The sequence below is a fragment of the Microvirga lotononidis genome, assembly GCF_034627025.1.
Lineage (GTDB): Bacteria > Pseudomonadota > Alphaproteobacteria > Rhizobiales > Beijerinckiaceae > Microvirga > Microvirga lotononidis.
The window spans coordinates 1,489,460-1,500,755 of record NZ_CP141048.1; the positions used below are offsets into that span (position 1 = coordinate 1,489,460).

Consider the following 11,296-nt stretch of genomic DNA (forward strand, 5'->3'; position numbering starts at 1 on the left):
CGCTCACTCCTTGAGGCTTTCGAGATAGGCGATCACACCTTGACGGTCTTGGTCCGATTTAATGCCGGGAAAAGTCATGTAGGTTCCCGGAGCGTAGCCGCGCGGGCTCTTGAGAAAGGCATCGAGCTGGGCTTGGTCCCAATTTCCCTGATGGGCCTTCAAGGCATTCGAGTAGCGATAGTCGGAAATACCGGCGATCGGCCGTGCCGTGACTCCGAACAGGTTGGGCCCTACCCGTGTGGGGCCACCTTTCTCGAAGGTATGGCATGCCGCGCAGGCGCGCTGAGCCGCGGCTTTGCCGTGCGCCAGATCAGCACCTCCGCCGGCTCCCCCTGAGGTCGATCCTGCGGCTGTCTGAGCTGCGGCAGGATCGCCAGTCGCTGCGGTGGGACCGGTCGCACCTTCACCAGGCGATGCCTTCGGGTCGGAGAACGGTCCTGTCGGGCTTGAGGACGAGGTTGGCGTTCCTGAATCGGGTCGACGCGGACCGGTTGGCGCGGCATTGGCCTGAAGACCTATGGGCCCGCCCGCATTGGGGGCATTCTCGGCGAGTTCCGTCCCGAAATATTGAGCAACCGCTCGACGCCAATCCGGATCCTGCAGGAGCGCATCGATATCCTGGTCACGGACCTGGGGAGCATTCTCGACCTTGCTCGCGGGAACCCGCAGGGAGGGGCGGTCCCATTGTCCGCTGAATGTGAGAATCCCGTAGGGAATGATGACCCGGTTGCGATCCCAGCCGAGGAAGCCGCCGGATTCGAGCGTCACATAGGTCGTGCGCCCCGTCACTTTATCGATGATGATGTTGGCGACCCGGCCCAGAGTGCGGCCGGTATTCTCAGGATCGACCACCTGACTGCCGATGAGATCGCGCGAGGACAGGAAATATGGCGTGTCCGGCGCGCCGGAAGCTGCCGACGGTCCAGGCTGGAGCGCCGAGGCAGCGGGAGGCTGGGCGCTGGCCTGAACTTGCGTGCTGGGCCCTTGCGATTGAGGTTGGGTCTGGGCCGCTTGCCCGGCCCCGCCGGACGGCGCGGGTTGCGTGGCCTGACCAGGAGTACGTTGGCTGGGCTCTGCGCTCCGTCGCGCCGCCTCGACCGCCGCGGGCGATGTCGCTCCCGGTGTCGATGCTCCGGGAGCCGGCGGCGGCGCGGCATTCGCTCCGGCATTCGCTCCGGCCCTCGGATCGTTCGAGGCTCTTTGTGCGGACGCGGCCGGTTCTGACGGCTTGTTGGCGCGCGCCGGCTCCTGGGGGCCGGCCAGCGGCGTCGATAATTGGATCGGAGGGAGTGAAGGCAATTGCAGAAGTTGAAGTGCCTGCGACGTCGCCGCGTCGCATCCAGCGGCATCGCGCGCCTTCAGCTTCGCTTCGGCCTCGTCCACAAGCGAGCCGACGCGACTTTTAACGTCGGATGTGGCTCTCGGAAGGGCCCTCTGGACCCTGGTCAGATTTTCGGCACAGCTTGCGTGGGCCACTGCAGGAACGAGGCCGGAAAGCGCGACACCTGAGAGCAGGATTGCTGATAGGACACGCATGCTCGAGCGTCCCCTCGCTGGCCAAGCCAGGCATCGGTGAAACGGCCAAGGCTGTGTCGGCCCGACATCGAACGCCCGAGATTGAGGTTCCCGTCAACAACCCACTTCGTTGGAAGTTCCGCAATTCCCGCTGAGTCTGGCGATCCAAGAACATATGGCAACACCGGTTGCCCTCACTCTTTAAGCTCTCTCCCGACAGCTCTCCTCACGGATGACTTTCATGTTCCACGTGAAACACTTGGTAGCTGCATATTGTTGGGGTCCAACGCAGACTGACCGCGCCGGGAGAATGTACCATGGCGGCTCCTTTCGCACTTTGCTCTTGCGACCGGCGCCTCCAGCGGGATCGGATTTGAAATTGCCCTTTGCTTCGCCAAGGATGATCATTGCCGCCCGCCATGAGGACGGATTGAATCGCGCAGCCGAGGCCTTGCGCATGGAAGGGCGCCCAAGCGGAAGTCGTGTCAGTCGATCTCTCGAAACCCGATGGGCCGCCCAAGCTGTTCCAAGCGGTGCATCGAGTAGGGGTCGAGGTGGAGTTCCTAGTCAACAATGCCGGCGCCGGAGTCTTCGGGGATTTTTCTCGCGATACGGACCTGCACGCTGAACTCGGCATGATCCAAGTCAATGTGATCTCGGTCGTGGCGGCCTTCTCTCGGAAGCTCTGCCGGCCATCGACCGCTTTCTCGCCGATGCCCGCCACGCCGCCAAGAAGACGCCCCATCCCTCACCCAGCCTCCGTGACCCAGTGCTGGCAGACGCCGCAAAGGCTGCGTCCCTTTGATCGCGGCTGTCCCGGATTTGCCGAGCGTTGACGGCAGGATCACCACGGACAGGCCTGTCGCAAGGAGACAGGGCTGACGCTCGAGCGTCGACACCGTGCGGCTCATGAAGGTCGCGATGCCGTCCGGCGCCTCGATCCACACGCTTGCCGCACAGGCCTTATCGACTGCGGTGGATGGTCCCAAGCTGATCCATGATGTTTCGTAGCCCAGTCCCATTCTTCCTCACGGGCCAAACCATCCGCACTTTGGCACAGCTCAGGCAGACCAAAAGTCATGCTGTACGACTTAGGCTTGGTTCGCGGCGTTCTTGAAAGTGAGAAGAGAAATGGCGCACCCGACACGATTCGAACGTGTGACCTTTGCCTTCGGAGGGCAACGCTCTATCCAGCTGAGCTACGGGTGCTTGCGGCCTTCGGCCTGTTTCTTCCCTACCCGATTACGGGCGGCAGGGCAACCTCTGCCGGGAAGAGAGTGCGGCCGTCCCTTTTCTCAAGACGGCCGCGGAGGGATCCTTCCATTCTCCTGCCGGAGGCAGGGCTCACCCGGACTCCGGCAGGAACGATCTCGTGGTTTCTAGGCCTCGTCCGTTGCCGCCCGCTGGCGCGAGACGTAGCCGACGGCAAGCACCAGGGCGGCTCCGACGATGGCGATGGGGATCTCCGCCTTGTGGCTGAGTTCCTGGCCGAGTTGCCCGACGAGCCATGGATCGGAGATCAGCATCTCCCCGGCGACCCAGCCCAGAAGCGCCGCTCCGGCCCAGACGAGCAGGGGGAACCGGTCCAGGAGCTTCATGATGAGGGCCGCGCCGGCCACGATGAGCGGAATGGAAATGGCGAGGCCGACGGCGAGCAGCACGGTGGAATCCTGCGCCACCGCTGCGATGGCCAAGACGTTGTCGAGGCTCATGACGGCATCGGCCACCACGACGGTCCAGACCGCATGCCAGAGGCGGTCGGTTTCCTTCACGCCGCCCTCGTCGTCATCGCCGTGCAGGAGCTTCACGGCGATCCAGAGCAGGAGAAGCCCGCCGACGATCTTCAGGAAGGGCGTCGTCAGGAGCGCCGCGACGACGATGGTGAAAATGATGCGCAGGCCGACCGCCACGCCGGCACCGAGCACCATGCCGATGCGGCGCTTGTCTTCCGGCAGGCCGCGGCAGGCCAGCGCAATGACGACGGCGTTGTCTCCGGACAGGATGATGTTGATCCAGACGATGCCGAGGAGTTTGAGGATTTGGGGAAAAAGGTCTTCCATAATGGGGAACTTGATTGGCCTTCGAGACGAACAGCGACCGGAGCTTGCCTGAAAATCCGGCCAGACCTGGATGAAGGCATGGCCCTGCGGTTCGAAGGCGCTCGCGGAGAGAGGAAAGGCGCCGTTTCCGGCGCGCGACGCGATTGGCCCGCAGCCGTTTAGGCTACGCATGCGGCCAAACTGAAGTCCGTTCAGAGCCGCGGGGGACCCGTCGCGCGTAAGGATCCCAGGAGGGCGACATTGCCGGATTGCGGGGGGAAGAGGCGGATGCCCAGCCCCGTCAAGCCTCTCGAACGGCAGGAAATGTCCCCGGGAAGGGCAGCGTCAGGGCTGCCCGGGTCATCCTTCCAGGTATCCGGACAGGACTCCCCGTCGGTTTCGCCACCATCGGACAGGCCCGAGAGCGAAAGGGTCTCCTCGATCTGGATGAGGAAGGAAGTCCCGGAATTCGCATGATCGATGGCCGGCAGCCACGCAAGCAGGATCAGCCCGAGCAGTGCCTGCACGAAGGGAAGTGAAATGCGGGGTCGGGCCAATGCTCTGTCCATTCGAGCGAAAGGGCTCCCAAGCGGCGAACCTCCCCTCCCTAACCCGACCGGCAGCCTCAGGGCAACCTGAGCGGACGCATGTGGGCCGAACGAATCTCTAGACCGAAATAGACATTGTGCAGGCGGCGGCTCGTGCCTCACCATTCCATGCGGGCGACTCGCTCAAGCTTGCTTTCCATAGGAGAGCTCAATGGCAGCCCATGACGATCCTGTTTCCATTCTCCGCGAAACCTACGCCCGGTGGGTCGACACCAGAGGCAGCGACTGCGAATGCTGGATGGATATCATCGCAGACGATGTTTCTCTCGGGTCGCTCGCCGAGGGGGCGCCGGAAGTCCCCTTCACCATGCGACGGACCAGCAAGTCCGGCGTGCGGGCCTATCTGGAAGACCTCATGCGCGACTGGGAGATGATCTCCCACAGCATGGGCGAGTTTATCGCTCAGGGCGACCGGATCGCCGTGGTCGGGCGGGCCGTCTGGCGCCACAAGGGGACGGGCAAGGTGGCGGACACCCGGAAGGTCGACATCTGGCGTTTCCATAACGGCAAGGCGGTCGATTTCGAGGAGTTTTACGACACCGCTGGGCTCATCGCCGCCGCGACGCCGTAAACATCACGCCCCTGTTGCAGGAGGCAGGAGAAGGGCGAGATCGGCCTCGCCGAGCAGACGATATTGTCCCGGCCCGAGATCCTCCGGCAGGCTCAATCCGCCGATCCGGTCGCGGTGCAGGGCCGCGACGTGATTGCCGACAGCCGCGAACATGCGCCTGACCTGGTGGTAGCGACCTTCCGTCAGGGTCAGGTAGGCGCTGGTCTCGGAGATCGCCTCCATCAGAGCGGGCAGGAGCGGCTTGTCCTCGCTCTCGAGCATCAGCGTCCCGGACGCGAAGATCTCGGCCTCGTCGCCACGCAGCGGGCGGTCGAGGTCGACCCGGTAGCGCTTGGAGATGTTGGCGCGGGGCGAAATGACCCGGTGCAGGAGGTTGCCGTCGTCGGTCATGAGCAGCAGCCCCGACGTGTCCTTGTCGAGCCGCCCGATGGTCGAGATCGCCGGGTCGCGCCGGCGCCACCGGTCCGGAAGCAGGCCGTAGACCAGGGGACCGGCTTCCTTGTGCGAGCAGGTGACACCCAAAGGCTTGTGCAGCATCAGGGCCAAGCCGGGGGGCGGATCGAGAGGCTTGTCCTGGATGCGCATCCGTTCCGAGAGGTCGCGCGTCACGGCGATGCGCTGGTCGGCATCCTCGACTTCGGCCCCGTCCAGCGTGACGAGACCTGCATTGACCAGGGATTGCACCTCGCGGCGCGAGCCGTAGCCCATGTTGGCGAGGAGGCGATCGAGGCGAAGCGTCGGGACCTTGCTCATTTGGCGGCCTCGTAGATCTTGTACCCGTTCGCTTCGGCCTTCGGCGTCACCCGCTTGAACAGGCTCGTCAGCACAGCCTCGTAGGGCAGGTGACGGTTGGCGACGAGCCAGAGCACGCCGCCCGGCCGGAGAGCTTCCGCAGCCCGGCGAATGAACGCCTGGCCCAGGCTCTGGTCCTCGGCGCCGCCGTCGTGGAAAGGCGGGTTCATCACGAGGAAATCGAGTCCCTTCAATCCGGTGCCGCTGCGGATGTCGGCCCATCGCAGCTCCACCCGCGGGTCGTCGATGTTCAGAGCCGCCATGTCCACGGCCCGACGGTCGATATCGATCATGGCGAGGTGCTCGACCTTGGGCGAGGCCAGGATCGCACGGGCCAGTATCCCGATACCGCAGCCGAAATCCGCCCCGCGACCGCTCAAGGCAGGCAGGTTCTGCTCCAGCAGGGCACTGCCGGGATCGAGGCGGTTCCAGCTGAACACGCCGGGCCAGGTCCAGAGATCCAAGGTTTCGTCCAGGCGAGGCCCGCCCTCGGCCAGGGCGTTATCGAGGCCGGAAACAAGGGCGGGCCGCACACAGGCGCAGATGCGGTGATGACGGCGAGAGGTCTCAGCGACATCGCAGCCGAACGCCTTGAGTTCCTTGGCGATCCGGGATCCGCCCTTGTCCTTGGGGGCGAGGACCGTCAGGGACCCGCCGGCTGCGAGCGCCCGCAGGGCCAGGGCGACGGTGTAGCGCCGCTCCACCGTGCCGGGCGGGGCGAGCATGACCATGGTGTCGAGAGACCCGTTCTCCCGCTCTTCCAGACGTTTGGAGCCGGGGATCAATGGCGAAAACTGAACGGCCCCTTCCGGGGTCTCGGCCAACTCGGCCGGTGGCGTCCCGTAGACGCCTCTTGATGTCGTGACTTGCAAAGTGACTGAGCCCACGCTGAACGCAGGCGTTCTTAATATGCCGCGATCCGGAAGGTAAGCCTCAATGGCCCTGCCGGGCCTGCTTTGCCGCAACTGCGCGGATCTCCGATTCGCCGACCGCGCGCTGGGTGCCGCTCAGGGTATCGCGGATCCGGTAGCCCAGCTCGCCGCTGCTGTTCTCCGGCATCAGGCGAACGATCTCATAGGTCCCGCTCGTACGGTCCGCGAAATGGGCGGCAGCGGCATGAACGAGCTGACCCATGGTGAATTTATGGCTCACGGAAAATTCCTTTCGGGAAAAAGCAAAAAGCCGCCCTCGAAGGGCGGCTTTGAGAGGCTGCGCGGAGGCTGGGCCTGTTCCAACGGATGTTACGCCGTTTGGATGTTGTTGACGGCGACCTTGCCGGAGCGGCGGTCTTCGGCGGTGTCGAAGGACACCTTCTGGCCTTCGCGCAGGCCGCGGATGCCGGCACGCTCGAGAGCGGTCGCGTGGACGAACACGTCCTTGCTGCCATCGTCCGGCTGGATGAAGCCGAAGCCCTTTTGATCGTTGTAGAACTTTACGGTGCCCGAAATCATGGGAATATCCTTGGTTAGGCTTGGTGTGCACGTGAGCAAGGGGCATGCATTCGCACGCCCGCACACTCGGGTTCGTCGATGTTTGGGAAGAGTGTCTGAACGTGCGCCTGGAAGGCCAAGGCGAAACGGCCCGATTGTCCGGCCAAATGTCGATATTCTCCATGTAGTGCCGACTTGCGGCGAATACAAGGCGGCCGAACGCAAAAGCAGGCAGCCTTCTCTGGCCTGCGCAGAGGCTAGCCCCGCAGCCACCGGCTTTTACCGTCGCTTTTGGAACGGTTTGCCTCAGTACTTCAGCCGCAACGCCTGAACGCTCGCTCCGCCGTCGGCGCAGTAGATCCGAGCCCGCGGGCAGTAGGAAACATAGGCCGTTGTCGGGCAATAGGTCTGCATGAAGCTCTCGTCGATGGCGCAGGTCACGTGAACGCGGTAGAAGCCCTGCGGGCCGCTCGGCGCATCGTGCAGGACCGAATAGCCCAGTCCCTGATCGGCAAGCCGGGCGATGGCGCGGTCCGGCTGGATCCGGGTGGTGGTCGTGTACCGGGACACCGTCGTCATATCGGCCGCCTGGGCCGCCGAACCCGCCAGACCGGTCGCCAGTGCGATTCCTATCAAAACCTGCTTCATGCTGCGCCTCGCTGCCGTTCCCCAAAGACCGGTTCGCTCCGCCCGGGACCGGCGGGAGGAACCTCTCGGGGATAATGCAAAGCTGTCGTCCGGGATCCATCGGGCGTCTCTACGAAAGGTTAACCACGCTCCCTGCTGAGGCCCTCCCCGGACCGGACTTTAAGCAACCGGTAGGATCTTGTGCTCGATAAACGCGGCCAGTTGTTAAGCGTAAACCGACCAGGATCCCATGCATCACATCCATCTTGCTGAGGGTATGCGGCTTCGTTTTCCGGCGCGGAGCGCCGACTTCGATCAGGGCGTCGAGATCGGCATCGTGGCCGCGCTGATGAGCCAGGATCTGATGGAATTCTCCCGCAAGATCTCGAACGAGAACCTCGGTCAGGTGCGAGCCCTGGTGGAGCAGTTCGGCTACCGCCTCGTCGAGGGCCAGGCGGACGGGGAGTTCGTGGAACTCAATTTCTACAGCCGCACGGCGCGCCCGCGCCTGCGCGTCGTTCACTCGGGAACCTGATCGGGATCAGGCGGAAAACTTCCTCTGCAGGGCGCGGATGCGCTCGCGATAGGCCGTGTAGAAGCCGCTCATGCAGATGAGGCCGGCGCCCGCGATCGTCCAGGAATCCGGCAGCGACCCGAACACCAGGTATCCGAGCGTGCCCGCCCAGATCAGCTGAACATAGGAAAAGGGCGCGATCAGCGACGCATTGCCATGACGATAGGCCATGACCACGAACCAATGGCCGATGGCGAACAGAACGCCCATGCACAGCCCCAGCGCGATCTCTGTTCCATTCGGCATCACCCAGTGGAAGGGCATGAGCGCGCTCAGAACGATGCTGCCGACGGAGGCTGAATAGGCGAGCGTCGTGAGCGCGTGGTCGCCGGTGATCTTTCGGGTGACGACGGCGCCGACGGCCCAGCTCGATGCGCTGACGATGGGCAGGAAGGCGGCGGGCTGGAAGGAGCCCGTTCCGGGCCGCACCACGATCATCACGCCGATCAACCCGATCGCCGCTGCCGTCCAGCGACGCCACCCGACGGTTTCTCCCAGAAACAAAACCGACAGGGCCATGATCAGGATCGGAGACACGAAGAAGATCGCGGTCGCATCGGCCACGGGCAGATGAGGCAGGCTCTGGATGAACATGATGGAGGAGCCCACCATGCCCAGGCCCCGGACCACCTGGAGACTGGGCCGCTGGGATCGGAACAGGGTCGGCCCACCCTTGATCAGCACGACGGGAATGATGACGAGCGCGAAAGTGACGTAGCGCATCCAGGCCACTTCCGGTGGCGGCAGGGTGGAGGCGAGCTGCTTGGTGATGACGTCGGCTACGGAGAACACCACCGTGGAGGCGATCAGGAACAGGATGCCCCGCAGCGGGGAGGCGGGCGCGCCGGGCGTCGCTGGCGCCGCGTTTTCCCGAGCAGCGGAGGCGGAGGTCATGAAGCGCTCAAAAATGAGGCTCGCGCGACGATGCGGCGAGCCTGAGGGTCTCAAAGAGAGGAGGTAATCGAAACGCATAAAATACCGTTTCCTCCTCAAGAGAAGTGCAAAGACGGCACATGGTCCATGCTCTCAGTGAATGGATCGCTTCATCCACTGGCTTACACGTGCGTCTTGAGCATAATGACATCGAGGCTGCCCCTGACCCCGGGGTCGGCCGAGCAAGGCCTGCGTCATCGGCAGGGCGGAAAGAATCCATGCAGGACCCATTGCCGGAAACACCGAGCCGCCTGGTGAGCGGAACGCCTGCCTTTCGCCGATTGAACCTCGCCTTGTTCGCGGCCGGCTTCTCGACCTTTGCGATCCTTTACTGCGTCCAGCCCCTGCTGCCGGAATTCTCGCAGGAATTCCATGTCAGTGCGGCGGTCAGCAGCCTGTCCCTGTCGCTCTCGACCGGCCTTCTCGCGGTCGCGATGCTGGTGGCCGGCTCCCTGTCGGAGGTCTGGGGACGCAAACCCGTCATGGTGGCCTCGCTGTTCGCCTCGGCGTTCCTGACCCTCTTGTCCGCAGCAGCCCCGAACTGGACGAGCCTGCTCCTCGCCCGCATGGCGATCGGCATCACCCTGAGCGGCCTTCCCGCGGTCGCCATGGCTTATGTGAGCGAGGAAGTGGACCCGAAATCCATCGGTCTTGCCATGGGGCTCTTCATCGGCGGCAATGCGGTCGGCGGCATGGCCGGGCGCATCATCAGCGGCGTGCTGACGGATCTCGGCTCCTGGCGCGTCGCCATCGGGCTGATCGGCGCCGTGGGCCTGGCCTCGGCCCTTGCGGCCTGGCGCAGCCTGCCGGCTTCGGCTCATTTTCATCCCCGCCCGGCCCGCCCGCGGCAGTTGCTGCGTTCCTTCGGCGAGCACCTGCGCGACCCGGGCCTGCGCGCCCTGTTCGCGGAAGCCTTCCTGCTCATGGGCGGGTTCGTGACGATCTACAACTATCTCGGCTATCGCCTGACCGAGCCTCCCTATTCCCTGAGTCAATCGGCCATCGGGGCGATCTTCTCCGCCTACCTGATCGGCACCTTGAGTTCGGCCTGGATCGGGGAGCTCGCCGGACGCCTGGGCCGCAGGCGGGTTCTGTGGGCCATGATCGCGATCATGATCGCCGGCGTGATGCTCACGCTCTTCCATCACTTGGCCCTCATCCTGGCCGGGATCGTGGCCGTCACCTTCGGCTTCTTCGGCGCCCATTCGATCGCCAGCAGCTGGGTCGGCAACCGGGCTCTCGGCGCGAAGGCGCAGGCCTCGGCCCTGTACCTGTTCTGCTATTATCTCGGCTCCAGCGCCATCGGCACCCTGGGCGGCGTATTCTGGACCCATGGGGGCTGGCCCGGCGTCGCGGCCCTCGTGACCGTCCTGCTGATCGCGGCGCTCGTTCTGTCCCTTCGACTGATGGTTCTTGCCCCAAGGGAATCCAAGCTGCCGCCTGGGCAATAAAAATCCTGGCGAACCCAAGTAATGACGCGTCAGATTATTTAGGTACAATTCGACATTGTCCCGACACCGGGAATGTTCAGCATAGATTAACTGAATAGCCTCTCTCGATACTCAGGCTATACCCGATTAGAGGCAGATAAACATATCGTCTTAATGTTGCCCTATTAGCCTTCATTTTGCAGCCCATCGATAACAATCAAGGGAATGCATTGTGGATCAACGCAAGGTATCGCTCGCAATCGCAAGTCTGTTCATCTCCGGGTCGACGATCTTCTTACCTCACACAGCTTCCGCCGAGCCGGCGGGATCTTCCGGAAAAGTCATTCAGAGCGGCCGCGCTTCCTGGTATGGGCCGGGCTTCCACGGCCGGCGGACCGCGAGCGGCGAAACCTTCAACACCAACGATCTGACCGCCGCGCACCGCACCCTGCCCTTCGGCACGAAGGTCCGGGTCGTGAACAAGAAGACTGGCAGATCAGTGGTCGTGCGTATCAACGACCGTGGTCCATATGCCCACGGCCGCGTCATCGACCTGTCGAAAGCCTCCGCGCAGGCGATCGGCCTCTCCGGCGTCGCCTCGGTCGACGTCGCCCAGCTTTAAGGGCCGGCTTTCGAGCCCATCGTTTATTTCATCACCCGTTCATTTCACGACTGAATTATTGCCAACTGCCCCGGCGGGCCTCTCCTGCCGGGGCGGATCATGGAACCGACAAGCCTTTTACCCGCTTTTCCCCGGTCCCTTTCTCTCTAGAAGAG

14 protein-coding genes and 1 tRNA gene are annotated in these 11,296 nt (G+C 63.8%); 4 read left to right on the plus strand and 11 right to left on the minus strand.

The annotated features are described in order from the left end of the window. Positions 1-3 precede the first annotated feature (3 nt). The 5 genes from U0023_RS07010 to U0023_RS07030 all read right to left on the minus strand — a co-directional run bounded on the left by U0023_RS07010 (position 4) and on the right by U0023_RS07030 (position 4,111). Positions 4-1,536 carry a c-type cytochrome gene (locus U0023_RS07010; RefSeq protein WP_009763040.1) on the minus strand — a complete coding sequence of 511 codons (1,533 nt, stop codon included), beginning with the start codon at positions 1,534-1,536 and terminating at the stop codon, positions 4-6. Positions 1,537-2,078: 542 nt separating this feature from the next. After that, a complete protein-coding gene (locus U0023_RS07015) occupies positions 2,079-2,537 on the minus strand; it encodes a hypothetical protein (protein ID WP_154661111.1) in 459 nt (152 codons plus the stop codon). A gap of 110 nt (positions 2,538-2,647) precedes the next feature. After that, a tRNA-Arg gene (locus U0023_RS07020) sits at positions 2,648-2,724 on the minus strand. 170 nt (positions 2,725-2,894) lie between these two features. Then, positions 2,895-3,575, minus strand: a complete 681-nt coding sequence (locus U0023_RS07025) for a TerC family protein (RefSeq protein WP_009763039.1) — start codon at positions 3,573-3,575, stop codon at positions 2,895-2,897. A gap of 191 nt (positions 3,576-3,766) precedes the next feature. Beyond that, positions 3,767-4,111 carry a hypothetical protein gene (locus U0023_RS07030; protein ID WP_154661110.1) on the minus strand — a complete coding sequence of 115 codons (345 nt, stop codon included), beginning with the start codon at positions 4,109-4,111 and terminating at the stop codon, positions 3,767-3,769. Positions 4,112-4,313: 202 nt separating this feature from the next. Here U0023_RS07030 and U0023_RS07035 point away from each other — a divergent pair, with 202 nt between their 5' ends. Then, positions 4,314-4,733, plus strand: coding sequence for a nuclear transport factor 2 family protein (locus tag U0023_RS07035; RefSeq protein WP_009763037.1), 420 nt, complete (start codon positions 4,314-4,316; stop codon positions 4,731-4,733). Between the two features lie 3 nt (positions 4,734-4,736). On the opposite strand, the gene U0023_RS07040 is transcribed toward U0023_RS07035, so the two are convergent. The 5 genes from U0023_RS07040 to U0023_RS07060 form a co-directional block, all read right to left on the minus strand. After that, entirely contained in the window at positions 4,737-5,486 is a 750-nt protein-coding gene (locus U0023_RS07040) for a pseudouridine synthase (protein WP_009763036.1), read from the minus strand. After that, positions 5,483-6,412, minus strand: coding sequence for a class I SAM-dependent methyltransferase (locus U0023_RS07045; RefSeq protein WP_322883777.1), 930 nt, complete (start codon positions 6,410-6,412; stop codon positions 5,483-5,485). Before U0023_RS07045 ends, U0023_RS07040 begins: the two co-directional genes overlap by 4 nt. Positions 6,413-6,458: 46 nt before the next feature. After that, a complete protein-coding gene (locus U0023_RS07050; protein WP_009763034.1) occupies positions 6,459-6,677 on the minus strand; it encodes a hypothetical protein in 219 nt (72 codons plus the stop codon). Between the two features lie 89 nt (positions 6,678-6,766). After that, positions 6,767-6,976, minus strand: coding sequence for a cold-shock protein (locus U0023_RS07055; protein WP_009763033.1), 210 nt, complete (start codon positions 6,974-6,976; stop codon positions 6,767-6,769). Between the two features lie 285 nt (positions 6,977-7,261). Next, positions 7,262-7,603 carry a hypothetical protein gene (locus tag U0023_RS07060; protein ID WP_009763032.1) on the minus strand — a complete coding sequence of 114 codons (342 nt, stop codon included), beginning with the start codon at positions 7,601-7,603 and terminating at the stop codon, positions 7,262-7,264. Positions 7,604-7,832: 229 nt separating this feature from the next. Between U0023_RS07060 and U0023_RS07065 the strand changes: the two genes are divergently transcribed. Next, on the plus strand, positions 7,833-8,117 hold the full coding sequence (locus U0023_RS07065) for a hypothetical protein (protein WP_009763031.1): 285 nt from the start codon (positions 7,833-7,835) through the stop codon (positions 8,115-8,117). Between the two features lie 6 nt (positions 8,118-8,123). Here the strand turns inward: U0023_RS07065 and U0023_RS07070 are convergent, their stop codons facing one another. Then, entirely contained in the window at positions 8,124-9,050 is a 927-nt protein-coding gene (locus tag U0023_RS07070; RefSeq protein WP_040638935.1) for a DMT family transporter, read from the minus strand. A 257-nt stretch (positions 9,051-9,307) separates the two neighbouring features. Here U0023_RS07070 and U0023_RS07075 point away from each other — a divergent pair, with 257 nt between their 5' ends. Then, a complete protein-coding gene (locus U0023_RS07075) occupies positions 9,308-10,540 on the plus strand; it encodes an MFS transporter (RefSeq protein ID WP_009763029.1) in 1,233 nt (410 codons plus the stop codon). A gap of 268 nt (positions 10,541-10,808) precedes the next feature. After that, complete coding sequence (locus U0023_RS07080) at positions 10,809-11,141, plus strand: septal ring lytic transglycosylase RlpA family protein (protein ID WP_052600637.1); 333 nt, start codon at positions 10,809-10,811, stop codon at positions 11,139-11,141. Positions 11,142-11,296: the final 155 nt, after the last annotated feature.